Source organism: Clostridium sp. TJA032 (assembly GCF_058310275.1).
On record NZ_JBZEFB010000003.1, the window covers coordinates 83,636 to 108,893 of the forward strand.

Genomic DNA, 25,258 nt, shown 5'->3' on the forward strand with positions numbered 1-25,258 from the left:
AATGAAAATACCTATACTTATACTACATCTTCTAGATGTTTAAAAAGAACTATTTTAAACTTTTCTTCGTCCTCTTTATTTTTATGTGCATTTTCACAAACTCTAAACCATTCTTCTGTACTCATCCCTATAGTTTTTTCAAATAATTCTTCACTATCTGTTTGTAAATTAGTTTCTACAACAAATTTACCAAGTTCTTCAGCTGTTTCAAAAGCCTTTAAATATAAGAACTCGTCATCATTTCCAAGCCAGTTATTATTGAACCTACTACAGAATATCTTTAGTTTTCTCATTCCATTTTCAGCACTTAATCCTTTTAATTTTCTTAGTGCTACAATGTCCCTTTTCATTTTGTCTTTGTCTTCTTCTGTTGCATTGCTGCTTATCATTGCGCTTATTTTTTCAACATCAATTGAAGGTATTCTTGTTATTAACTTATTCTTCCCTTCAACCCACTTATAATAAGCTTCAGGCATGAAAGCATACTCTATAAACCCTATTAACTTTCCAAAATTAGGTAAAATCACCCAAACATTTTCAATTCCCACTTTTCTGTTAAATATAACATAGTGTAAATATTTGGTTTCTTCGTTTATAGATTGTTCCTTAAACATTCTTCCTTTTAGGGTTTCATTTTTAGTTATTAATTCCCCCCAAAATTTTTCGGGATTTTCTTCTGTTTTTGTTTTTTTCTTAAATAAGTTATGCATATCCAAACCCCCTTATATACACTTACATTTTAATTATATTGCTAACTTTTTTTAACATCAAAGTGTAAAAAAACCTATATTTCTTTATATAACTTAATCTATATTTATACAGGTAACTTATATTGATTAAACTGTTTTTTTATGCTATTTTATTACTATAAATGGGTATTAAATTTTTAAGGAGGATTATATGTCTTATTTCTGTGAAATTTGTGGAGATTATGCAGATATTCATCACATAGTTCATAAATCTGAAGGCGGTTTAGATTTTAATCTTAATTATAAATACTTATGTAAAAAACATCATAGATCTAAACAAGGCCCACACAAAGATAAGGTTGTGGATTTAAATTATAAATTGGAAATGCAAAATAATTTAAATGAACTTTTTTCAAAAAATTTTTATACAAGTAAAGACCTTAAAATACTTTTAGGACTTACTCCTGGTTCTTTAAAAAAATTAACTAAAAATTTAAAACTATATAAGGAAGGATATGCAAGAGAAGAATTAATATTTAACCTTATGGGAAAAAAAATATATTCTGAGGAATTTATTGAAGATTTTATTTTGCAAAGAGCCTTAAATTACGTATAAAAAGCTAAATAAAAACTTTTTAGGTTTTTATTTAGCTTAAATTTAAAAGAACTTTAAACTACATATTAAACTTTTCTCATCATATATGTTAAATATTTTAAAAAGATTTCTAGCAATTAAAATTTCTCCTTTATAACTTAGTTTATTCTTCGAAAAAAATATTTCACCAAAATCACTATTATAAAGTTTTATATTTTTAAAATATTCATAATGATTTATAAATAATATCTCTCTATTTTTAACTAAATTTTCTATAACTTCTATACACTCTTTCTTAAGATTTAATAAATTTTCTATTACTAAAAAAGTATTTATCTCCTTTGTCTTAATATATAACTTAAAAATATCTTTCTCAAACTCATATAGATTATCTACTTCTTCATTTAAAGATATAAATAAAACCCTAGGCTTAAATTTTAAAACAGTATCAGAAAAATTATTTAATATATATTTTATATTAAAATTTTCATTATATAAATTAAGCATAAATCTTTTCTTACTTTCTATAGAACCATCATTTAGTTCCCAGCGCACTCTTTCTTCTAGATATTCAATATAGTTTTTAAAAAATATCCTATCTTCACTAAAACGCTTACTATATATAAATTCAAAAACACTTCCTTTTTCCTCTACTATTATCTTATATATCAATTCTATTTTTCTTTTACTTTCTTCAGAAAAAATATCATAAACATTAAAAGAATTTTCTATAACATACTCTAACTCTTTTACCTTTTCTTTTTTATAAAAGATATGGTCATTTAACAAAGAATCTAAAACATCTTTATCTAAAATGTTTAAGCTATTAAAAATAAATTTAGTAATTTCTAAATGTCCTAACTCATTTGGATGAATATTATCACTTAAAAGTAAGGATTTAATATTTAAATCCTTGTTATAAAGTTCTTCCCAACTTCTATAATGATCTATTAAAAATATATTTCTCTCCTTAGAAATCATTCTTAAAATATCCATATACTCATCAATACTTTTTCTACTAATATCATTATTTATTATATTACTAGTTTGAATAAAAATATTAGCTCCTAAGCTCTCAACTTTTTCTATAATTCTTAATATATTTTTTTTATAAATTTCTAAAGGTACCTTATTTTCTGCACAATCATTCATACCGAGCATAATAAAAACAATATTAGGACTATACTTCTTTATACAATCATCAAAATTTTCTAATATATCTAAGGTTGTAGCCCCAGAAATTCCAGTATTAAAAACACTAATATTAGAATTTTTTCTATTATTAAAATTATTATTTCTTATTAATATCTCTCTAAAATATTCAGTATAACTTCTATATCCCTTAGTATGAAGTGCCCCATGAGTTATACTATCTCCTGTAAAAACAATACTTAAATCTTTATTATTAAATATTTCTTTAAACATAAATTTCCCCCTTTTATATTTAAATATAATTTCTAAAATTAGCAATAATGATATTTAACAACTCTTATATAGTAATTTTAATAAAAACCTACTATTTTTTTCATTAGAAAATTTTATAAAAATAAAAAAAAGCACCCAAAACATGGATGCTTTTGGTGCACCATCAGGGATTCGAACCCTGGACTCCCTGATTAAGAGTCAGGTGCTCTACCAACTGAGCTAATGGTGCATAATTTGGAGCGGGTACCGGGAATCGAACCCGGGTATCCAGCTTGGAAGGCTGGTGTTCTACCATTGAACTACACCCGCATAAGTGGAGCGGAAGACGGGACTCGAACCCGCAACTTTCACCTTGGCAAGGTGACACTCTACCATTGAGTCACTCCCGCATAAAATTTAATATATTATGTAAAGTGGAGCGGGTACCGGGAATCGAACCCGGGTATCCAGCTTGGAAGGCTGGTGTTCTACCATTGAACTACACCCGCTTATAAGTTGGTGCAGGTGAAGGGAGTCGAACCCCCACGCCGTAGGCGCTAGATCCTAAGTCTAGTGCGTCTGCCAATTCCGCCACACCTGCAAACCTATGTTTTTATTATAATATTTTTTAAATTTTATTTCAATATTTTTTTAAAATTATTTTATTAAAAATTTGGATATAATATTTATCTATATTCTATTTTTTTAACATTTAAAATTTTATTTCATTTAAATTATTATATAAAATTAAATTAGAATTTATTTTTATTTTATCCATTGACATACAAAAATAATAAACTTATAATCTTAAGTAAATATTATAAGTTTGTTAACACAATGAAGAGAAGAGTAAACTTTGGTACATTTTCAGAGAGAAGGTACAATAGCTGTGAGTACTTTTAAATGGAATTAGTTGAAAACTAACTCTGAGTGACTCTAATCAAGTCCGTTTAATCACGTTACGATTATTTTAAGAGGTGTTTTTTAACACAAATTGGGTGGAACCACGGGAATATACACTCTCGTCCCTTTTCTATTTAGAAAAGAGACGAGAGTTTTTATTTTTTATGAAAGAATAAAGAAAATTATTTCGAAAGGAGAAATTAATATGATAAAAATTACACTTAAAGATGGTTCAGTAAAGGAAGTAGAAGCTGGATTATCAATTTTTGAAATAGCTCAAAGCATAAGCCAAGGACTTGCAAGAAATGCTTGTTGTGGTATATTAAATGGAAAAGTTGAGGACTTAAGATTTATAGTTAATGAGGATTCCTCATTAGAAATATGTACTTTTGATTCTAAAGAGGGTCAACATGCTTTTAACCATACTGCATCTCATGTACTAGCAGCTGCTGTTAAAAGACTTTTCCCACAAGATAAATTAGCTATAGGACCATCAATAGATAATGGCTTCTATTATGATTTTGATACTGAAAAGCCATTTTCTGCTGACCAATTAAACAAATTAGAAGAAGAAATGAAAAAAATAATAAAAGAAAATCCTGAAATAAAAAGATTTGAACTTCCTAGAAATGAAGCTTTAGAACTTATGAAGGATGAACCTTATAAAGTAGAACTTATAAATGACCTTCCAGAAGATGAAGTAATTTCATTCTATCAAATAGGTGATTTTGTTGACCTTTGTGCTGGTCCTCACTTAATGGCTATTAAACCAATGAAAGCTGTTAAGTTATTAAGATCTACTGGTGCTTACTGGAAAGGTAACGAAAAGAACAAAATGCTTTCAAGAGTATATGGAACTGCTTTCCCTAAAAAATCTGAATTAGATGCATATTTAGAAGCTTTAGAAGAAGCTAAAAAGAGAGACCATAATAAATTAGGTAGAGAACTTGGAATATTTACTACAGATGAAAATGTAGGTCAAGGTCTTCCTCTATTAATGCCAAAGGGAGCTAGAATAATTCAAACTCTTCAAAGATGGATTGAAGATGAGGAACAAAGAAGAGGATACGTTTTAACTAAAACACCTTTAATGGCTAAAAGCGACCTTTATAAAATTTCAGGACACTGGGACCACTATAAAGATGGTATGTTCGTTTTAGGAGATGAAGAAAAGGATAGTGAAGTATTTGCTTTAAGACCAATGACTTGTCCATTCCAATATGCAATATATAATGCAACTCAACATAGTTATAGAGATTTACCAGTAAGATTTGCTGAAACTTCTACTTTATTTAGAAATGAAGCTTCAGGAGAAATGCATGGTCTTATAAGAGTAAGACAATTTACTCTTGCTGACGGACACATAGTATGTACTCCTGAACAATTAGAAGATGAATTTAAAAATACTGTTGATTTAGTTAAATATGTTATGGATACTTTAGGAATCTCTGATGATATTACTTACAGATTCTCAAAGTGGGACCCAAATAATACTGAAAAGTATATAAATGACCCTGAAGCTTGGGAAAACACTCAAAACATAATGAGAGAAATATTAAACCATTTAAATATAGAATTTACTGAAGCTGATGATGAAGCTGCATTCTATGGACCAAAACTTGATATACAATTTAAAAATGTTCATGGAAAAGAAGACACAATAATAACTATTCAAATAGATTTCGCTTTAGCAGAAAGATTTGGAATGTATTATATTGATAAAGATGGAGAAAAGAAACGTCCATATATAATTCATAGAAGTTCAATAGGATGCTATGAAAGAACATTAGCAATGCTTATAGAAAAATACGCTGGTGCTCTTCCAACTTGGATAGCTCCTGTTCAAGCTAAAGTTCTTCCACTATCAGACAAATATGCAGATTATGCAAACGAAGTTGTTGAAGAATTAAGAAGAAGAGGAGTTAGAGTTGAAGCTGACCATAGAGCTGAAAAAATAGGCTATAAGATAAGAGAAGCTAGATTAGAAAGAACTCCTTACATCTTAGTTGTTGGAGAAAAAGAAGCTGAAAATAAAGAAGTTTCTGTAAGAAGTAGAAAAAATGGTGAAGAAGGTGCTATGCCTCTAGCTGATTTTGTAAACAGAATAGTTCTTGAAATAGCTAACAAAGAAAACTAATTAATATAATAAAAAACTTGGAGCATTTCTATAATTTTTTTATAGAAATACTTCCAAGTTTTTTTATTCTAATTTCTATTAAAATTTTATTCTATAACTTTTAAAATTTACTATCATCTATACTTTCTAAGTATTCGTCAACTACTCTAAGAATCTCTTTAATACATCCATCTTCAAAAGGTGATTTTAAATTAGCATATTTTAATAAGCCTAAAAATGTTTTTGTCCCACCTATATTACATAAATTTAAATAATCTTCCCATGCTTTTTCATGATTTTCTCTATCTTTTTTCCAAAATTGAAGTGCACATATTTGTGCTAAAGTATAATCAATGTAATAAAAAGGATCTAAGAATATGTGGTTTTGTTGGAACCACCATCCCCCTCTTTCTAAGAAATCACATTCTCCATAATTTTTATGTGGAAGATATTTTTTCTCTATATTTCTCCATGCCTCTTTTCTCTCCTTTGGAGTAGCTTCTGGATTTTCATATACAAAGTGTTGAAATTCATCAACAGTTATTCCATAAGGTATAAATTTTATTGCATCTCCTAAATGATAAAATTTATATTTATCTGTATCCTCTTTAAAAAATAAATACATAAAAGGCCAAGTAAAGAATTCCATACTCATTGAATGTATTTCACAACTTTCCATTGTAGGCCATTGACACTCTTGCATTTCTATCCAAGAACTTCTAAAGTTTTGGAAAGCATGTCCTGCTTCATGAGTTAATACATCTACATCCCCAGCTGTACCATTAAAGTTTGAAAAAATAAATGGAGCTTTATAATTAGGGAAATTAATACAATACCCTCCTGCTGCTTTTCCTTTTTTAGCAATTAAGTCCATTAAATCATTTTCAACCATAAAATCAAAAAATTCTTTAGTTTCCTTTGAAAGCTCTGAGTACATTACCTCTGCATTATTAACTATCCATTTAGCATCTCCTTTAGGAGTTGGATTCCCACTTAAAAACTCAAATTTTTCATCATAGTATTTTAAATCTTCAAGTCCTAATCTTTTAGCTTGTCTTTTATACAATTTATTATTTACAGGAACTATATACTCTTTAACTTGTTTTCTAAAGTTATCTACCATTTCCTTATTATAGTCATATCTTCTCATTCTTATATAGCCTAAATCTACAAAACTATTAAATCCAAGTTTTTTAGCTATAGTTGTTCTTACCTTTACAAGCTTATCAAAAATTTCATCTATTTCACTTTCATGTTTAACAAAAAAATCATACTTAGCTTCTGATGCTTTTTTTCTTGTTTCTCTATCTTTAGAATTTATAAAAGGCACTAATTGTGCTAAAGTTCTTTCTTCTCCCAAAAATTCAATTTTAGCCGAAGCTATAAGCTTTTGATATTGACTTGCTAACTTATTTTCAAGCTTCATATCTTCTATTACATCCTTTGAAAAACTCTTTTGAGAATACTCTGCTCCTTTTATTAAAGGTTCTCCATAATAATCTCCGATTTCTTCTTTAAATGGAGAATTTAATATAGCTTTATAAAATTCATTATTTATTTCTTCTATAAGCGGAGAACTTTCATCCCAAAAATCTTTTTCCTTATTATAAAATTCATCTTCAGTATCAATTGTATGTCTAACTTCAGACAAAGCTATCATAGTAGCAAAATTATTTCTTATAGTGTTTATTTTCTTTATTATTTCTTTAGCCCCATTAAAATCCTTAGCTTTTTCTAATTCTTTTATAAAAGTTCTAATATTTTCTCTATCTTTTTCAATATTAGGTCTTTCATATTTAAAATCCTTAAATTTCATTATTTACCCCACCTTAAGCTTTATATATTCTTTATAATTTTGGCATAGTTAAAAATTATTATCAATAAATTTACATTATCAAAAGTATTTCTTTACCATTATAACTTCTTAAAGGCTATACTCCTACTTTCACTAATAATTAAATCAACCTTTTCATCAAAAAATTCATGAGGTATTTCATCATAAATTTGAAAATCATAGCAAAGTGCTACTCTTTTACTATTAGGATATTTACTTAAGAATCTATCATAAAACCCTCCTCCATATCCTAATCTATTTCCTTTTAAATCAAAGGCTAATCCAGGTATTATAATTAAATCCACTTCTTTACTTATATCTTCACAATTAATGCTAGGCTCTAATATTCCAAAAGCACCACTTTCATTTAATTGAAGTAAAGACTCTATCTTTAATGCTTTCATTTGCTTTTCTTTTAAACTAACTGGAATTACTTTAGGTACTGCAAGGGTTTTATCAGAACAAATTATATCTTTAATTATATTAATAGTGTTTACCTCAGATTCCATATTTACATATACAAATATAACCTTACTATTTTTATAAATATCATTTTCTAAAAGAGTTTTTCTTATTTTTTCATCAGCTATCATTTTAGTATCTTTATCCATACTTTCTCTTTTTAGTTTAATCTCTTCTCTTAATTCCCCTTTATCCATTTGAAATTCCTCCTTATAGGCTTTTAATTATTTTACCATATTTTGTATTGCCATACTATAAAATCACTATATCATAATTAAATATTAAATTACAAAAATAAAAAAAGCATAGTATATATTTTATACTATGCAAAACTTTATTTAACTATTTTTTTGCTACTATAGTGAAAGTCTTTGGAATACCCTTATCAAATATATCACTAGATAAGTTCGGTTCTTCTGTTAAACTTTTTATAGTAAGACCTGTTTCAGCTACAGCAGTTATTATTTCTCCTAAATTCCATTTACGTAAATATACTTTTTCTACTTCATCTTCTTCTAAATATTTTGAATAAGCAACAGCTTTTTCTTCTAAGGAAGTATCAAAATAATCTCCTGTAACCTTATGTTTTCTTACCTTTGCTGTAGAACCCCTTGAAGTTATTAGTTTAGTTGATACAGGATGAAAATCTCTTAAAACAGCTCTTCCTCCTTCTTTTAATAAACTATTTATAACATTCATAAAGGGAGATAAATCAGTAAAATAATGAAGTATTCCCATTTCAGCAAATACTATATCATAATCTCCACTAAGAACCTCTTTAGGCATTTTTAAAACATCACTTAATATAAAATTTATGTCAACATTACAAGCTTTAGCTAAATCTAAAGCATATCTCCTATTTCCCTCTGAAAAATCTACAACAGTAACTTCAGCTCCTAATAAAGCTAAGGCAACAGCCTTATTTCCATTAGACCCCATAAGATTAAATATCTTTTTTCCTTGTACCTCTCCAAATTTATCTAATAAAATCCCTAGCTTCTTTTCAGGCATAGCTTTAATTTTTTCTCCTGCCTCTTTTGCTGTGCCAAATCTTTTTACCCAAGCATTATAGGTTTCTTTATTCCAAGCCTCTTCATTTTCATTTACACATACTTTCCCACTATTTAAAATGTCATTGTCTTGAATTTTTCCCACTACAAATACCTCATTAATTATTTATTAACTTATTCATAAAATAATAAAAAATAAGCTAGAGTATTATACTTCAACCTTATAAAATTTTCAATATGTTTTAATAAAATAAGGTGTATTTAAAATCAATAATTTTAAATACACCTTAAAAATTATATATAAACTTAATATTTAATCCTAATTGTTATTAAATTCTTTCAGCACCAATTGCTGCTTCTAAGTCTTTTATAACTACATTTACTATATCTAGTTTACCTTTAGCATAGTCTTTTTCTTCTAACCAAATTAATCCTGATTCAAGGCATTTTTTAGTTTCTTTGTACTCTGCTAATAATTTTAATAAACTCTCATTATTCATAATACACACCTCTTTTACTCAACAGTTACTGACTTAGCTAAGTTACGAGGTTTATCCACATCAAACCCTTTAGCTTTAGCTACATAATATGAGAATAATTGTAATGGTACTACACTTAAAACTGGTGATAAGAAGCTTAATGTTTCTGGTATTTCTATTATACCTTCAAACATCTCTCTTTTACTATCTTCCATATCTCCTTCGAAGCAAACTCCTAAAACCTTAGCTCCTCTAGTTACAACTTCTTGAACATTACTTATCATTTTATCCATAAGTTCTCTTTGAGTTAATAATGATATTACTGGAATATCTTTTTCAATAAGAGCTATTGGACCATGCTTAAGTTCTCCACCTGCATAAGCTTCTGAGTGAATGTAAGAAATTTCTTTAAGTTTTAAAGAACCTTCCATTGCAACTCCATAATCCATACCTCTTCCTAAGAAGTATAAATCTCTTTCATTAGATGCTTTAACTGCAAATTCTTTTATTAACTCTGTATCTTTAAGTATTTCTTCAACTTTTTCTGGTAATTGAAGCATTGCTTTTTTAATTTCTTCAATTTCTTCTACAGATTTACTTCCTTTTAATTCAGCAAAATGTAATGCTAATGTGTACATTGCTATTAATTGAGTTACATATGCCTTTGTTGATGCAACTGCTATTTCTGGACCTGCCCATGTATATAATACATCATTAGCTTCTCTTGAAACTGAACTTCCTACAACATTAGTTACAGCTAATACTCTTGCACCTTTTGCTTTTCCATCTCTTAAAACAGCTAAAGTATCTGCAGTTTCTCCTGATTGGCTTAAAACTATTATTAAAGTTTTATCTGTAATAACAGCATCTCTATATCTAAATTCTGAAGCTATATCAACTTCTACTGGTATTCTAACTAATTTCTCAATAGCATATTTACCAATAACTCCAGCATGGTAAGCTGTTCCACAAGCAACTATATAAACTCTATCAACATTATCTAAGTATTCTTTAGTTATTGATATATCATCTAAAGTTACTTCTTTTCCTTCCATTATTCTTGAAGTCATTGTATCTTTTATAGCTTTTGGTTGTTCATTTATTTCTTTTAACATGAAATCTTCATATCCACCTTTTTCTGCTGCATCAACATTCCATGTTATATGATATATTTCTTTTTCAACTGGCTTTTTATTTTCATCAAAAAGAGAAACTCCATTTTCTGTTAATACAACAAATTCCTTATCTTCTAAAAGATAAACTTCTCTTGTATGATTTAAAACTGCAGGAATATCAGAAGCTATAAAGTATTCCTTATCTCCTAAACCAACTATTAATGGACTATCTTTTCTTACTGCTACTAATTTATCTGGTTCCTCACTACATATAACACCTATAGCATATGAACCTTCCATATGTTTAGTAGCTTCCATAACAGCATCTAATAAATCTCCTTTGTAGTAGAAATCTATTAAATTTGGTATAACTTCTGTATCTGTTTCTGATTTAAACTCATAACCCTTTTCAATTAACCAGTTTCTTAATTCATTGTAGTTTTCTATAATTCCGTTATGAACTACAGCGATTGTACCTTTATTATTTAAATGAGGATGTGAGTTAACATCTGATGGTTCTCCATGTGTTGCCCATCTAGTATGTCCAATTCCAATTCCACCATCTATTGGATTTTCACTTAACATTGCTTCTAGATTTGCTAATCTACCTTTATGCTTTTCAGCTTTTATTTTATTATTTTCTAAAACTGCAACTCCAGCTGAGTCATATCCTCTATATTCTAACTTTGATAATCCCTCAACTAGTATATCTGTTGCTCTTTTTTTTCCTACGTATCCAACTATTCCGCACATATTATTTTTCTTCCTTCCATCTGTAAAATCATATTTAACTTTCAAAACAATATTAATATAACTTTTAATGCATAGAAGATTTAAAACACCTAATTAGCTTTGTCCTTAAAATCACTTTTAAGATTTAACTAATCTTTTACGGTAGTGCTATACCGTGAGGCATCCGCCGAAATTTCGATACTCCCCAATCCTCGTCAACTTAAAATCACTTTAAGTCCTGGCGCTTTATATTTTATTTTGAAAGTTATTATATACTATGCATCATATACTTAAAAAGCTACAAACTTATTTTAGCACTTTTTAAAAAAATTTCAAGCATTTATAAGTTATTTTAGTTTATTTTAAGCGATTTTAATTTATTTTTAATAATTATTTTTTGTTTTCTTTGTTTTTCTTTAAATTACTCTATATTAATATATTAATGTATAGTTGTATAGACATCTATAATATTGTTTTTTAAAAAAATCTAATAAAAAACATAAAACTTAAGAAATTTCATTAATTATATCCTGCATTTTTATGTAATTTATAATATATCTAAAAGTAATTTAAAATAAATATTGTACTTTTTTTATAAAAAATCATCTTTAAATAATAAAAGCTATAAACAACCTAATAAGATTATTTATAGCTTTTCTTATAATATAAATTTTATATTAATTACATTTTTCCTCTATCATTTTTGCTAAGTTATGAGCCATTTCATCTATTTCAGCTTGATTTTCACCTTCAAGCATAACTCTTACTAGTGGTTCAGTACCTGATGGTCTTATTAAAACTCTTCCACAACCATCTAAAGCTTCTTCCATCTTTTTAATTTCAGCAATTATTTCCTCATCTTCTTCATGAATATTTTTCATATCATTAGGAACCTTTGCATTAACTAAAACTTGTGGTAATACTTTCATTACACTCTTTAATTCAAATAAAGATTTTCCTGTTCTCTTAACTATACTGGCTACTTGAAGTGCAGTAACAAGTCCATCTCCTGTTGAATTATGTTCTAGGAATATAATGTGTCCTGATTGTTCTCCACCTAAAGAATATCCTTTAGCTAACATTTCCTCTAAAACATATCTATCTCCAACCTTTGTAACTGAAGTATTGATTTCTTCATTTTTACAAGCTATCATAAGTCCTAAATTACTCATTACAGTTACAACTAAAGTGTCATCTTTTAATCTTCCTAATTCTTTTAAGTACTTAGCACATATTGTTAGTATAAAATCACCATCTACTAAGTTTCCTTGTTCGTCAACAGCTAAACATCTATCTGCATCTCCGTCAAAAGCAAAGCCCATATGACATTTCTTCTTAACAACATACTCCATTAATTCCTCTGGATGAGTTGAACCACAATTTTCATTTATATTAGTTCCGTCTGGATTATCATTTATTACAAATATTTCTGCTCCTAATTCTCTAAAAGCTCTAACAGCAGCTTCATGAGATGCACCATTTGCACAATCTAATGCAATTCTTAATCCTTCTAAAGATATTCCTATTGTATCTTTAGCAAAGCTTATATAGTCTTCTAGAGCAGCTTTTTCTTTTATTTCTCTTCCTAAATTAGCACCTGTTGGTGAAGGCACATTTTCAAATCCACTTTCTATAACTCTTTGTATTTCATCTTCTAAATCATCAGATAATTTATATCCCTTGTCATCAAAGAATTTTATTCCGTTATATTCAACAGGATTGTGTGAAGCTGATATCATAACTCCTGCATCTGCTCCATAAACTCTAGTTAGGTGAGCTACTGCTGGTGTTGGTACTACTCCTAAACATATTGCTTCTGCACCTACTGATAAAATTCCTGCAACTAAAGCAGCTTCTAACATATCTCCTGATATTCTTGTATCCTTTGCTACTAGTATCTTAGGTTTGTGAGTTCCCTCTGTTAAAACATAAGCACCAGCTCTACCTAAATTATATGCTAATTCTGCTGTTAATTCAGTATTTGCTATTCCTCTAACTCCATCTGTTCCAAATAATCTTGACAATTTATGTCACCCCTCTAATAATTTTATATTATACTAATAATAAATTAAAATATCTATAATTTTGCTACTTAATTAATACTTTTTACACTTTCAAAGAATACTTTATATAAGTTAATTTGTCAAATATTTGCTATTAATATTCTCTTAAGTTTTTATTTTAAAGTCATATTTTATAATAACATATTAATAAAATTTATTTATTACTAAAATATTATTTTTGATTTATTAAGTTAACATTCTTTTCATTATTTATACCATTATTTTCATTAAATTAATATAATATATGTCAATTAATAGCATATAATTTAAACTGTAAAGGCAATGAATTTATGGACTTATTTAAATTTTAATAATTTCATATTATATATTACATAAATATATTTGAAAACATTTTAATTATGGACATAAGAGTAATTACGCCTTAAAATATTAATTGAGTGATATAAAAGAAAGGGGATAATTTACAATGACAACTAATGAATCTAATTACATAGATGAAAAAAGAGATTCTAAAGAAATTGAAAATTTCGCTGAAGCTTTAGCTGCAGAAGAAGAAAACTGTTGTAAAAGAAAAAAAGAGGTAATTGAAAAGATAAAATTCTTAGCTAACAATGCTCAAAACTGGAAAGAAGCTAATAAAGAATTTAACGCTCTTATTGAAGAGTTTAACGATATTTATTACTATGACCAAGAAATTGAGAATGCCCTAAAGAACGAATTAAGAGAAGCTAAAAATGAATTCTATACTGCTAGAAAAGATTTCTTTGAAAAAGCAAATGAAGGTTTTAAAGAAAATGCTATAAAAAAAGAAGATGTTATAAAAAGACTTGAAGCTTTAGTTTATACAAATGATATAAAAGCTTCTGATATGTTAGCTAAATCTTTATCTGAAGAATTTTATGCTATAGGCTTTGCTGGAAAAGATTTAAATAACGATTTATATGATAGATTTAAAAAGGCTAGAAATGCAGCTCAAGAAGCTAGAAGAGCTATTATGGAAGGTTTAAGAGAAGAATTCACAAATAAAGCTAATAGAAAAAGAGCAATAATAATTGAACTTAAAGGATTAGTTAATAATGATAACTGGAAAGATGCTACTGAAAAATTCAACCTTCTTTGTGATGAATTTAAGAGCATAGGTTTCTCTGGAAAAGAAGGAAATGAAGAAATTTCTATAGGTTATAAAGAGGCAAAAGATATATTCTTTGCTAAAAGACAAGAATTCTTTGATGCTTTAAAAGCTGAAAATAGACTTAATGTAGAAAAAAGAAGAGTTCTTATAGAAGCATTAAAAGCTTTATATGAAAATGATAGCTGGAAAGAAGCTTCTGTTAAAGTTAAAGAAATAAGTGATGATTTCTTTAAAATAGGCTTTTGTGGAAAAGATGAAAATGAAAAACTTATAAATGAATTTAAAGAAATTAGAGATGGCTTTTATAAAGCTAGACAAGAATACTTTGATGGTATAAATGCTGCTAGAGCTGATAAACAAAAGGATTTCTTAAATTCTTTAGTTAGAAATAAAGAAGAATTTATAAAGAAATTAAAAAAATATATAAGCCAAGATGAAGAAAGACTTGAAGACTTTACTAATAGACTTTTTAATGTTAGACCTGGTGGAAACACTTTAGAAACTATTGAAAAATATCAAGAAATAGTTGAAGACATTAAAGGAAGAATAGAAAATAATAAAGCTAAAGTTAAAGAAGTTCAAAGAGAAATTCAAGAAATAAAGAAAGAATTAGACTCTTTAAATTAATAATAATAACCCAATAGAATTAATCTATTGGGTTATTTCAATATAGAAAAATCTAAAACTTAGGTAATATTATTATAAATTCACTTCCTTTACCTAATTTACTCTTAACTTTAATTTCTCCATTATGAGAATTAACTATTGAATTTACAATTGTTAATCCTATCCCTGTTCCTCCTGTTGTCCTTGTTCTTGATTTATCAGCCCTATAAAATCTTTCAAAAATATATTTTAAATCTTCCTCTGAAATTCCTATGCCTTGATCTTTTATTGATATTAATATTTCCTTAGAATTTTCATGAGTATTTATAAATACATTGCTTCCTTCATTTGAATATCTTAAAGCATTTGAGAGAAGATTAACTAAGGCTTGTGTTATTTTATCTTTATCACAGAAAATACTTATATTCTTACTTTCATAATTTATATTAATATTTTTACTTTTAGCTAAATTAGAAAATTGAAATATTACAAAAGAAATTATGTTATCTAAATTTTCCTTGCTCATTTTTAATTTAATAGAAAACTCATCATACTTATTAAGTCTTTGCATATCGCTTACTAAGGTTGATAATCTTTCTGCTTCCTCCTTAACACTTATTAACCTTTCCTCTGTAGGTTCCCATATTCCATCAATCATAGCTTCTAAATGAGATTGTATATTTGTTAGTGGAGTTTTTAATTCATGAGATATATCTCCTGTTAATCTTTTTCTTATATTCTCTTGTTCCTTTATACTTTTTGATAAATTATTTATAGAATTTACTAAATCATTTATTTCTAAAATATCAGTATTTATTTCTATCTTTTTATCATATTCCCCTTTAGATATATACTTTGCTTTAATCATTAATTTTTTTATAGGTCTTGTTATAGACCTAGAAATTATAAAACCTATTATTGTGGAAAATAATATAAGTAATAATCCAATACCTAAAATTATCTTATTTACTATATCTAAAAATACTAACTCATTTTCCATATAAAATATTGGTCCATAAAATTTTACTACAACTTCACCAATACGCTCTCCATTTTTTATTAGTGGATAGTACACAGGTTGAAACTGTGTTTTTGTTGAACCATATTTACCTTCCATAGAACTCTTTATAAAATTCATAATCCTATTGCACTTATCCTTAGAGTTTTTCTCCATGTTAATTATTTCATTTCCATTTTTATCATATAAGGCTACTATAATTCCTTTATCTAAAGCATTATATGTTATTTTCTCAACATTTTTATAATCCCACTTATCCTTAGAATACTGTTCATCTAATTCCATTAAAATATTCTGAACTGTATCTTGATTTTTTACCATTATATAATCTCCAAATTTTTTATCAAAATAAAATTTAGAGATAGTTACCGTAATTAAAGTTACAATTATTATAAGTATTATAGATGGAACTATAACCTTAAAATTTAAAGTTTTATATCTTCTCACCTTCAAATTTATACCCCACTCCATAGACAGTTATTATAAACTTAGGTTTTCTTGTATTCTCCTCTATTTTACTTCTCAAATTTTTTATATGAGAATCTATAACTCTATCAAAACTATCACTTTTATTCCCTAAAACAAGCTCAATTAATTCATCTCTTGTAAATATTTTTTTTGGATATTTACTTAAAGATAAAAGTATATTAAATTCTGTAGAAGTTAAATTTATTAAATTTTCTCTAATAAAAACCTCTCTTGTATCTAAATTAATTTTTAATTCTCCCTTATTAAAAATTAAAATTTTACTTCCTTCCTTAGAAGAATTACTTCTTCTTATAATGGCCTTTATTCTTGCTATTAATTGTTTTACACTAAAGGGCTTTGTAACATAATCATCTGCTCCAATATTAAAACCCTCTAGCAAATCCTCTTCCTCTGTTTTAGCTGTTAACATTATTATAGGCACACAACTTTTTGCTCTAATTAATCTACAAACCTCTTCTCCACTTAAGTCTGGAAGCATAAGGTCTAAAAGAATTAAATCTATTTTTTCTTTATCAAAAATTTCTAAGGCCTCTTTGCCACTTCTACAAGAAAAAACTTCATATCCTTCTTTTTTTAAATAAGCCTCTAATACCTCAACTATCTTTTCTTCATCGTCAACTAATAATATATTCAAAGTTCCCACCTCTTATAAAGACTTTTTAATTCTATTAAAACTAAAAAGTGTATAAATAATATGTAGAATTTAAGCTTGTCCAAATTTAAATAAGATTATTTAAAAAGAAGACTAAAAAATAGTCTTCTTCTTAAAGTAATAAATATTTTATTCTTGTTTAAAACTTGAACATTCTGTATGATCTTGATTTTGAGCATAATCACCAGAAATATCTATACTTTCAGCATGGCATTTACAGTTTTTATTATGACAGCAATTTTCAGCTTCACAAGCAACTATAGTTTGTGCCTCTGCTTCTCCCATACTAAAAGCAGCATTAGTAAAGCCACCCTTTTCAACAAAACTTCCACAAGAAGTAGCCTCTGAATGATTTGCAAAAGAGCCATTTACCTTTATTGAGTTTAAAGAACACATATCATTTTGATTATATGCACAATTATCCACACCACAGCTTAAATTTGGCATACCATATCCCTCCTTAATGGTTAATGATACTAGTATGCCTATTTTTCAAAAAATTATTACTTAGCCTCTAATTTATTTAATATTTCATTATATCCATTAGCTCCATAATTTAAACACCTGTTTACTCTGCTTATGGTAGCTGTTGAAGCCTTTGTTTCTTCAGCAATTTCAGTATAAGTTTTTTTATCTCTAAGCATTTTAGCTACATGTAATCTTTGTGCTAAAGCTTTAAGTTCTGAAATAGTGCATATATCTTCAAAAAAATTATAACATTCATCTATATTTTCTAATTTTAATATAGCTTCAAATAAAAAATCTAAATCTTTTCCCTTTAATCTTGAGTGTACTCCGTTCATATAATCTTCTCCTTTAACTCTTCGTTTATTTATATATAATCAATTATATTTAGACTATTTCTCCTAATAATTTAATTATATATCTTTATTTAAATAAATAAAATAATACTTATAAATTATGCTTCAGTATTAGATGTTCCACTAGGGTCAGTTAAAGGTTTTAAAGAAGTCCATCCTTTTTCAAGCTTTTCATAAACACCCTTAGTTGGTATTAACCAAATCTCTCCAGTTCCTCTAAAGACATTTAAAAGTCCTTCTCCACTAGTTGAAGTTGCTACTAAGGATTTTGATGACCTCTCAACAGTAAATTCTATATCTCCAGTTCTTAAAATAGCAAAATTTCCATCTACTTTTAAAACATCATCATTTATTTTACACTTAAATATTTCTTCTTCAGGAACAGGAATTTCTAAAACAGCTATTCCACTTCCAGATAATTTAGTTTGAAACATTCCTTCATTTCCTAATACCATAGAGGATATGCTCTTATTCATATGAGATGATATTTCTACTGTACTTTCACAAGCATAGAATATTCCATCATCAACTACTATATCCTCATCCTCTAACTCAATTAAGGCATAATGACCAAAAGAAGGTTCTAAAAAGATATCTCCTACTCCTTCATATCTAGGTTTAAAGGTACTTTCGCCTGTAACTTTACTTGTAAATAATTTCTTTCCTAAACCTATTGCTCCTCCAACTTTATTTTTTATGCTTATAGGCCCTCTCATGTAACTTAAAGCTCCCTTTTCTATATTTACTGAGCTATTATCTAAAATAATTCTTACTTGTCTAAGCTTTATATTAGCTTCATTCATTTGATTTAACTTAATAGCAAGGTCTAAAGAATTTCCTCCTTTTAAACTATCAAATTCTAAAATTTGAAAAAGAGAATCTCCTCTCATTTCACTTATTATATTTAATTTATTTTCTATATTTAATGATGTCCTCATAAATTACCCTCCTTTATTTTTATTTATTCATTTAATTATATCCTAAAATTACAAAGTTAATAATTACAAAACTTTAAAAAAAGCTAGAGATTAATTTAATAATCTCTAGCAAAAATTTATTCAAATAAAATTTTATGAGCATTTTTTAAAAGCCTATAGTTCCCTAAAATATCTTCATAATATACTCTAAGCATTTCTCCAACACTCCAAGCTTGAGAATAACAACCTCTAGGTCTATAAGGATTATCACCATCAAAAATTTCAGCAATACTTCCTAAACATTGGTCCTTAATATGATTTTCCATATCCGTCATTAAAGAATTAACAGTATCTACAGCATCTTTAGAATAATCATTAACTTTACAATAAGCTGTAAAAAATGCACCTAATGGAAAAGCCCATGCTGTTCCTTGATGATATGCCATATCTCTATCAAAAAGTTTTCCAATATAAACACCATGATAATTTTTATTTTCTCTATCTAAACTTCTTAATCCATAAGGAATATATAATTTCTCAAAGACTTTTTCAATTACAAGTTTTCCCCTTTCCTTATCTAACATTGTAAAGGGTAAAGATATAGCAAAAATTTGATTAGGTCTTAAATCATCATCCTTTTCCTCTTTGTTTACAACATCATAAAGATAGTTTTTATCTTCTATCCAAAAGGTTTTTAAAAAAGACTCCTTAACCTTTTTAGCTAAATCTTCATACTGGTTATGGCTTTCTTTTTCAAATTTATCTTTTAATAATGCTGTAATTTTCAAAGCATTATACCATAAAGCATTTATTTCAACTGGCTTTCCATGTCTTGGTGTAACTACAATATCATTAACTCTAACATCCATCCAAGTTACTTGGTCTAATCCAGAACCTGCACTTATTAAATAATCCTTCTCATCCATTTTTATTGAAAATTTAGTTCCTTTTTTATAAGCCTTTATTATATTTTTTATAGTTTTATAAATTTCTTTTTCAACAAAATCTAAAGCTTCCTTACTATTAGCATAAAGCAAGTAATTATAAACTGCATTTATAAACCATAGGGATGCATCTACTGTATTATAAATAGGCTCTTTTCCTTTCCCAGGAAACATATTTGGTATTAAACCTTCTTTTTCATAAAGACTAAAGCTTCTTATAATCTCCTTAGCTTCTTCAAGCCTTCCTGTTGATAAGGTTAATCCATTAATAGCAATCATTGCATCTCTTCCCCAATCCAAAAACCAAGGATATCCTGCTAAAATTGTTTTTCCATTTATAGATTCTCTCTTTACTATAAACTGGTCTGCAGAAATCGGAAGATATCTTGCTAAAATTCTTGAATCATTAAAGGTATTTCTTAATTTTTCTATTCTCTTTTCTTCATTCTTTATTATTTTTTCACAATTAAAATCCCTTTCATCTTCTATAGTACAAACACAATAAACCTTTTTATTTTCCCTAGGCTTAAGATTTATTTCAACACTTCCTGGTATATAACATTTATCCACAAAGTTATCTCCTGTACTTTTATCAACATCATAATAAATTTTATCCACAATTCTACTATTTTTGTCTAATATATTTCCACCATATGCAAAAAATTTTATACTTATATCTTTATTTATATTAGGAATAAGTTCAATTTTATTTTTATCCACAAGCTTTAAGAATCTTAAATTTTCCTCTTTACTGCATACTCCTGGATTTCTAAAAGTAATTAAAGGTTCAATATTAATTTTTACTTCTTTACTTCCATTTAATATGTCATATTCTATTAACACAGTATTTTTACCATATTCCATAGCAATTTTCTTATTTATAACTACTCCATCTATAAAGTATCTAAAATGAGGTAACCCATCATAATAAAATCCTTGAAGATTTTTAAATCCTTCATCAATTTTATCTGTATATTTTAAAGAACTTAACTTACTAAGCTTTCCATTAATAATTATTTCTTCATTTAAGCTTGAAAGAATCATATATCTTTCCTCAGGTGAGTTAATACACCCTATTAATAATCCATGATATTTTATAGAATTAGAGCCTATAATAGTTCCACCACAAAATCCACTTATACCATTTGTAATCATCCATTCTTTCTCTATAGCCCTATCATAATTAAGCCAATCCATTTTTCCAAAATTCATAAATTAACACCTCTTAATTTTAATAATAAAATCATACCCTTTTAAATATGAACATACTTCATTTATCTATTTGTATAAAATTTTGAATTAAAAAAGGTTCTGTAAAACTTAAAAACCTTTAATTTAAATACTTATAAAGAATAAATTATTATCCTTAAAATGTTATTTAAATTTCATAATAAGCTTTTAAAATTTTACAAAACCAATTCTAAAAGTATTTTTTATTAATAATTAAATAAAAAATTTATTTGTTAGTGCATTTTTTAATATGCCAAATATCTTTACAATATTCTTTTATTGTTCTATCACTTGAGAATATTCCTGCATTACAAGTATTCTCAAAGGCTTTTTTAGCCCATCCTAATTTATCTTTATAAGCTTCAAAAACTTTATCCTCAGTATCCTTAAAAGACTTAAAATCTGCTAACAAGAAATATTGGTCCCCTTCTTTTAGTAATGAATTATAAAGGTCCTCAAAATCACCAGTTCCTCCATCATCAAAAGTTCCATCTATTAAGGAATCTAAAACTCTCTTTAAACCCTTATCAGCTTCATAATAAGCTACAGGGTCATAATCTTCTTTTAACTTCTCTATATCTTCAACCTCTAAACCAAATATAAAGTTATTATCTAATCCACTTTCTCTAAAAATTTCTATATTAGCTCCATCATTAGTACCAAAAGTAGGTGCTCCATTTAACATAAACTTCATATTTCCTGTTCCTGAAGCTTCTTTACCTGCTGTTGATATTTGTTTTGATAAATCTGCTGCTGGGAATAATTTTTCTGCATAAGAAACTCTATAATTTTCTACAAATACAACCTTTATTTTTCCCTTTATTGATTTATCATTATTTATAAGTTTTGCAACTTCATTAGTTAATTTAACTATTGATTTAGCTCTCTTATACCCTGGAAAAGCCTTTGCTCCATATATAAATGTTACTTTTGGTATATCCATATCTGGATTCTCTTTTAATCTATAATATAAATCTAAAACATATAATGTATTTAATAATTGTCTTTTATACTCATGTAATCTTTTTATTTGTATATCAAATATTGAACTTGGATCTAGTGTAACCCCTTCATGTTCTTTTATATAAGAAGCTAATTGTTCTTTTTTAATATGTTTAATATCCATAAATCTTTTTAATATAGCTTCATCATCTTTATATTTTTCTAGCCCTTTTAATAAATCTAGATTTTTAACCCAATCCTCACTTCCTAAAAGTTCAGTTATTAAAGCCGATAATTCTTGATTACATAATCTTAGCCATCTTCTTGGAGTTATTCCATTTGTTTTATTTTGAAATTTATTAGGATATAAGTCATACCAAGATTTAAGTTCAATATTTTTTAATATATCTGTGTGTAACTTAGCAACACCATTAACAGCAAATCCCACATGAATTGCTAAATTAGCCATTCTAACCTTTCCATCATTTATTATTCTTAGCTCATCTATATGCTCTTCTGAATATCCTTTTTCACATAATTCTTCTATAAAATTCTCATCTATATTTTCAATTATTTCTAATATTCTTGGAAATAGCTCTTCTATTAATTCAACATCCCATTTTTCTAAAGCTTCTGCTAATATAGTATGATTTGTATAAGCAAAAGTCTTTGATGCCACATTGTAAGCTTCATCAAAAGTAAATCCTTCATCATCTACAAGAAGTCTTATAAGCTCTGGAATTGCTAAAACTGGATGAGTATCATTTAACTGAACTACATGCATCTTAGCAAAATTTTCAGTTATTTTTCCAAAAATCTTTTTATGTTTTCTTATTATATCTTTTAAAGAAGCACTTACTAGAAAATACTGTTGTCTTAACCTTAATAGCTTCCCATCTTTTTTCGAATCATTAGGATATAGAACCCTTGATATATCTTCTGCTCTATTTTTAAGTTCTAAAGCTTTATCATATTTTTGTTCATTAAATAACTTAAAATCAAATTCTCTTACAGGCTCACACTTCCAAAGTCTTAAAGTATTTATATTTTTACTTGCATATCCTATAATAGGAGTATCATAGGGAATCGCCTTAACTGTCATATCTTCAAAATCAACAGTTACAAACTCCTCTTCTTTTCTTATACTCCAAGGCTCTCCATACTTTAACCAATTATCAACCTCTTCCTTTTGAAATCCATCTTCAAAGTATTGTGAAAATAAACCATTATTATATCTAATTCCATACCCTTTTAAAGGTACTTCTAAAGAAGCTCCAGAATCCATAAAACAAGCTGCTAGTCTACCTAATCCACCATTTCCTAAACCTGCATCTTCCTCTATTTCTTCAATTTTATTTAAATCAAATCCAAGTTCCTCTAAAACCTCTTTAACTTCATTGTAAAGTCCTAAACTTATTAAATTATTACCTAAAGCTCTTCCCATTAAATATTCAGCAGAAAAGTAATAGGCATTTTTTTCTTTTTCATAAATCTTTTCTGTACTATTCCAATCATCAACAATACTTTCTAAAAGAGTTAATGATAATGCATTAAAAACTTCAAAATCCTTAGCATCTTTAATTGAACTTTTACCATATTTAACTTTTAAATATCTCTTTATTCCATTTTTTATTTCTTCTTTATTCATAGATATTCACCCTTCCATATAATTTTGTTATATCGTATATTTTTTCTGCTAATTCATCTGTAAGAGCATAACATTTTACTCTCCATTGCCAATTACCACCTAAGGTTGATGGGTAATTTATTCTTGCTTCATTTCCTAAATTTAAAAAATCTTGCATTAAGGCCATTGAGATACTAGATACACTACCCCAAACACCTCTTATAAAGCCCCAGTTATAACCTTCTTCTTCTGTAAGCTTTAAGTATTTTTTTGCATACTCCACATCCTCTTTATTCCCAGTAACTTCAAACCAACCTCTAAATGTATCATTATCATGAGTTCCTGTATATGCTATGGAATTTTCTTTATAGTTATGTGGTAAATAATCACTTTCTTCTCTAGAATCAAAGGCAAATTGTAAAACCTTCATACCAGGAAAACCAGTTTCATTTCTAAAGTCTATAACTTCTTTTGTTAAATATCCAAGGTCCTCAGCTATAACCTTTACATCACCTAGTTCATCTTTAATTGAATTAAATAACTTTATTCCAGGTCCTTTAACCCATTCTCCATTAATAGCTGTTTCATCTCCATAAGGAATTTGCCAGTAAGATTCAAATCCTCTAAAATGATCTATTCTTAATACATCATAAAGCTTAAAACTTTCTCTTACTCTACTAATCCACCAAGCGTAGCCAGTATCCTCCATGTAATCCCAATCATATATAGGGTTTCCCCACAACTGTCCTGTTTCTGAAAAGGCATCTGGTGGACATCCTGCTACTTTTTTTGGAATATTATTTTCATCTAATAAAAACGCCTTTGGATTAGCCCAAACATCTGCACTATCCTCAGCTACATAAATAGGCATGTCTCCTATTATTTTAATACCACAATTATTTGCATACTCTTTCAACTTATTCCATTGCTTAAAGAAATGGTATTGAAGAAAAATCCAATAATTTATCTCTTTTTCTAACTTAATCTTATATTCTTCTAAAGTTTTTTCATCTCTTAATCTTAATTTTTCATCCCATTCTTGCCAACTTAATAAGTTATTTTCATTTTTTATAGCCATGTATATGGCATAGTCTTCAAGCCAAAATTTATTTTCTTCCTTAAACTTTTTAATTTCTTCTTTATCTTTATCTAAAGATTTTTCATATGCTATTTTTAACACTCTCATCTTTTTATCAAATAATAAAGCATAGTCTATCTTTTCTGGATTATTTCCGAAATTAATACCTTCATAATCTTTGCTTTGAAGAATTCCCTCTTTATTTAAGATATCAAAATCTATAAAATATGGATTTCCTGCAAAAGCTGAAAAAGATTGATAGGGTGAATCTCCATAACTCGTTGGCCCTAAAGGAAGTATTTGCCAATAGCTTTGTCCAGCTTTTTTCAAAAAATCTACAAATTTATACGCCTCTTTTCCTAAAGTACCTATTCCATGTCTTCCTGGTAAAGAAGCTATATGCATTATTATTCCACTTGCTCTTCTCATAACTTATATC

19 protein-coding genes, 5 tRNA genes and 1 other annotated feature are annotated in these 25,258 nt (G+C 27.3%); of the genes, 3 read left to right on the forward strand and 21 right to left on the reverse strand.

Translation table 11 applies throughout. The features are described from left to right. Positions 1-17: 17 nt before the first annotated feature. The gene (locus AC4FRL_RS08690; protein ID WP_491139839.1) at positions 18-710 is read right to left on the reverse strand and encodes a hypothetical protein; all 693 of its coding nucleotides are present in this window, start codon (positions 708-710) and stop codon (positions 18-20) included. 190 nt (positions 711-900) lie between these two features. Here AC4FRL_RS08690 and AC4FRL_RS08695 point away from each other — a divergent pair, with 190 nt between their 5' ends. Then, a complete protein-coding gene (locus AC4FRL_RS08695; RefSeq protein ID WP_491139840.1) occupies positions 901-1,305 on the forward strand; it encodes an HNH endonuclease signature motif containing protein in 405 nt (134 codons plus the stop codon). Between the two features lie 42 nt (positions 1,306-1,347). Here the strand turns inward: AC4FRL_RS08695 and AC4FRL_RS08700 are convergent, their stop codons facing one another. The 6 genes from AC4FRL_RS08700 to AC4FRL_RS08725 form a co-directional block, all read right to left on the reverse strand. Further along, complete coding sequence (locus AC4FRL_RS08700; protein WP_491139841.1) at positions 1,348-2,709, reverse strand: SGNH/GDSL hydrolase family protein; 1,362 nt, start codon at positions 2,707-2,709, stop codon at positions 1,348-1,350. Between the two features lie 153 nt (positions 2,710-2,862). After that, positions 2,863-2,938 (reverse strand) — tRNA-Lys (locus AC4FRL_RS08705). 6 nt (positions 2,939-2,944) lie between these two features. After that, positions 2,945-3,018: transfer RNA gene (locus tag AC4FRL_RS08710), tRNA-Gly, on the reverse strand. Between the two features lie 5 nt (positions 3,019-3,023). After that, positions 3,024-3,098 (reverse strand) — tRNA-Gly (locus tag AC4FRL_RS08715). A gap of 25 nt (positions 3,099-3,123) precedes the next feature. Then, positions 3,124-3,197: transfer RNA gene (locus tag AC4FRL_RS08720), tRNA-Gly, on the reverse strand. A gap of 8 nt (positions 3,198-3,205) precedes the next feature. Further along, positions 3,206-3,289, reverse strand: a tRNA-Leu gene (locus AC4FRL_RS08725). 227 nt (positions 3,290-3,516) lie between these two features. Beyond that, positions 3,517-3,721, forward strand: a binding site (T-box leader). 75 nt (positions 3,722-3,796) lie between these two features. Between AC4FRL_RS08725 and thrS the strand changes: the two genes are divergently transcribed. Continuing rightward, a complete protein-coding gene (gene thrS / locus AC4FRL_RS08730; protein ID WP_491139842.1) occupies positions 3,797-5,728 on the forward strand; it encodes a threonine--tRNA ligase in 1,932 nt (643 codons plus the stop codon). Positions 5,729-5,828: 100 nt separating this feature from the next. Here thrS and AC4FRL_RS08735 read toward each other — a convergent pair whose 3' ends face one another. From AC4FRL_RS08735 to glmM, 6 genes are all read right to left on the reverse strand, one after another. Then, the gene (locus tag AC4FRL_RS08735; protein WP_491139843.1) at positions 5,829-7,523 is read right to left on the reverse strand and encodes a M3 family oligoendopeptidase; all 1,695 of its coding nucleotides are present in this window, start codon (positions 7,521-7,523) and stop codon (positions 5,829-5,831) included. Between the two features lie 98 nt (positions 7,524-7,621). Further along, positions 7,622-8,200: a 5-formyltetrahydrofolate cyclo-ligase gene (locus AC4FRL_RS08740; protein WP_491139844.1), complete on the reverse strand. Its 579-nt coding sequence runs from the start codon at positions 8,198-8,200 to the stop codon at positions 7,622-7,624. A 145-nt stretch (positions 8,201-8,345) separates the two neighbouring features. Beyond that, the gene (locus AC4FRL_RS08745) at positions 8,346-9,158 is read right to left on the reverse strand and encodes a class I SAM-dependent methyltransferase (RefSeq protein WP_491139845.1); all 813 of its coding nucleotides are present in this window, start codon (positions 9,156-9,158) and stop codon (positions 8,346-8,348) included. Positions 9,159-9,342: 184 nt separating this feature from the next. Continuing rightward, a complete protein-coding gene (locus AC4FRL_RS08750; RefSeq protein ID WP_491139846.1) occupies positions 9,343-9,513 on the reverse strand; it encodes a hypothetical protein in 171 nt (56 codons plus the stop codon). A 14-nt stretch (positions 9,514-9,527) separates the two neighbouring features. Next, entirely contained in the window at positions 9,528-11,360 is a 1,833-nt protein-coding gene (gene glmS / locus AC4FRL_RS08755; protein ID WP_491139847.1) for a glutamine--fructose-6-phosphate transaminase (isomerizing), read from the reverse strand. 656 nt (positions 11,361-12,016) lie between these two features. Beyond that, a complete protein-coding gene (glmM, locus tag AC4FRL_RS08760; protein WP_491139848.1) occupies positions 12,017-13,363 on the reverse strand; it encodes a phosphoglucosamine mutase in 1,347 nt (448 codons plus the stop codon). A 466-nt stretch (positions 13,364-13,829) separates the two neighbouring features. Here glmM and AC4FRL_RS08765 point away from each other — a divergent pair, with 466 nt between their 5' ends. After that, positions 13,830-15,122 carry a DUF349 domain-containing protein gene (locus AC4FRL_RS08765; RefSeq protein ID WP_491139849.1) on the forward strand — a complete coding sequence of 431 codons (1,293 nt, stop codon included), beginning with the start codon at positions 13,830-13,832 and terminating at the stop codon, positions 15,120-15,122. A 52-nt stretch (positions 15,123-15,174) separates the two neighbouring features. On the opposite strand, the gene AC4FRL_RS08770 is transcribed toward AC4FRL_RS08765, so the two are convergent. From AC4FRL_RS08770 to malQ, 8 genes are all read right to left on the reverse strand, one after another. Beyond that, the gene (locus AC4FRL_RS08770) at positions 15,175-16,566 is read right to left on the reverse strand and encodes a HAMP domain-containing sensor histidine kinase (RefSeq protein WP_491139850.1); all 1,392 of its coding nucleotides are present in this window, start codon (positions 16,564-16,566) and stop codon (positions 15,175-15,177) included. Next, complete coding sequence (locus AC4FRL_RS08775; protein WP_491139851.1) at positions 16,553-17,242, reverse strand: response regulator; 690 nt, start codon at positions 17,240-17,242, stop codon at positions 16,553-16,555. Before AC4FRL_RS08775 ends, AC4FRL_RS08770 begins: the two co-directional genes overlap by 14 nt. 147 nt (positions 17,243-17,389) lie before the next feature. Next, on the reverse strand, positions 17,390-17,707 hold the full coding sequence (locus AC4FRL_RS08780; protein ID WP_491139852.1) for a DUF1540 domain-containing protein: 318 nt from the start codon (positions 17,705-17,707) through the stop codon (positions 17,390-17,392). A 56-nt stretch (positions 17,708-17,763) separates the two neighbouring features. Then, positions 17,764-18,063 carry a YerC/YecD family TrpR-related protein gene (locus tag AC4FRL_RS08785; protein WP_491139853.1) on the reverse strand — a complete coding sequence of 100 codons (300 nt, stop codon included), beginning with the start codon at positions 18,061-18,063 and terminating at the stop codon, positions 17,764-17,766. Between the two features lie 116 nt (positions 18,064-18,179). Continuing rightward, on the reverse strand, positions 18,180-19,019 hold the full coding sequence (locus AC4FRL_RS08790) for an AIM24 family protein (protein WP_491139854.1): 840 nt from the start codon (positions 19,017-19,019) through the stop codon (positions 18,180-18,182). A gap of 116 nt (positions 19,020-19,135) precedes the next feature. Beyond that, positions 19,136-21,154 carry an amylo-alpha-1,6-glucosidase gene (locus AC4FRL_RS08795; RefSeq protein WP_491139855.1) on the reverse strand — a complete coding sequence of 673 codons (2,019 nt, stop codon included), beginning with the start codon at positions 21,152-21,154 and terminating at the stop codon, positions 19,136-19,138. 244 nt (positions 21,155-21,398) lie between these two features. Further along, positions 21,399-23,762 carry a glycogen/starch/alpha-glucan phosphorylase gene (locus tag AC4FRL_RS08800; protein WP_491139856.1) on the reverse strand — a complete coding sequence of 788 codons (2,364 nt, stop codon included), beginning with the start codon at positions 23,760-23,762 and terminating at the stop codon, positions 21,399-21,401. Beyond that, positions 23,755-25,248 (reverse strand): 4-alpha-glucanotransferase, encoded by a 1,494-nt coding sequence (gene malQ, locus AC4FRL_RS08805; protein WP_491139857.1) that lies wholly within the window; start codon positions 25,246-25,248, stop codon positions 23,755-23,757. Before malQ ends, AC4FRL_RS08800 begins: the two co-directional genes overlap by 8 nt. Positions 25,249-25,258 lie beyond the last annotated feature (10 nt).

Excerpts from the sequence above, each read along its gene's own strand:
- AC4FRL_RS08690 (WP_491139839.1), bottom strand. The coding sequence starts at position 710 with ATGCATAACTTATTTAAGAAAAAAACAAAAACAGAAGAAAATCCCGAA.
- AC4FRL_RS08695 (WP_491139840.1), top strand. The coding sequence starts at position 901 with ATGTCTTATTTCTGTGAAATTTGTGGAGATTATGCAGATATTCATCAC.
- AC4FRL_RS08700 (WP_491139841.1), bottom strand. The coding sequence starts at position 2,709 with ATGTTTAAAGAAATATTTAATAATAAAGATTTAAGTATTGTTTTTACA.
- thrS (WP_491139842.1), top strand. The coding sequence starts at position 3,797 with ATGATAAAAATTACACTTAAAGATGGTTCAGTAAAGGAAGTAGAAGCT.
- AC4FRL_RS08735 (WP_491139843.1), bottom strand. The coding sequence starts at position 7,523 with ATGAAATTTAAGGATTTTAAATATGAAAGACCTAATATTGAAAAAGAT.
- AC4FRL_RS08740 (WP_491139844.1), bottom strand. The coding sequence starts at position 8,200 with ATGGATAAAGGGGAATTAAGAGAAGAGATTAAACTAAAAAGAGAAAGT.
- AC4FRL_RS08750 (WP_491139846.1), bottom strand. The coding sequence starts at position 9,513 with ATGAATAATGAGAGTTTATTAAAATTATTAGCAGAGTACAAAGAAACT.
- glmS (WP_491139847.1), bottom strand. The coding sequence starts at position 11,360 with ATGTGCGGAATAGTTGGATACGTAGGAAAAAAAAGAGCAACAGATATA.
- AC4FRL_RS08765 (WP_491139849.1), top strand. The coding sequence starts at position 13,830 with ATGACAACTAATGAATCTAATTACATAGATGAAAAAAGAGATTCTAAA.
- AC4FRL_RS08780 (WP_491139852.1), bottom strand. The coding sequence starts at position 17,707 with ATGCCAAATTTAAGCTGTGGTGTGGATAATTGTGCATATAATCAAAAT.
- AC4FRL_RS08785 (WP_491139853.1), bottom strand. The coding sequence starts at position 18,063 with ATGAACGGAGTACACTCAAGATTAAAGGGAAAAGATTTAGATTTTTTA.
- AC4FRL_RS08790 (WP_491139854.1), bottom strand. The coding sequence starts at position 19,019 with ATGAGGACATCATTAAATATAGAAAATAAATTAAATATAATAAGTGAA.
- AC4FRL_RS08795 (WP_491139855.1), bottom strand. The coding sequence starts at position 21,154 with ATGAATTTTGGAAAAATGGATTGGCTTAATTATGATAGGGCTATAGAG.
- AC4FRL_RS08800 (WP_491139856.1), bottom strand. The coding sequence starts at position 23,762 with ATGAATAAAGAAGAAATAAAAAATGGAATAAAGAGATATTTAAAAGTT.
- malQ (WP_491139857.1), bottom strand. The coding sequence starts at position 25,248 with ATGAGAAGAGCAAGTGGAATAATAATGCATATAGCTTCTTTACCAGGA.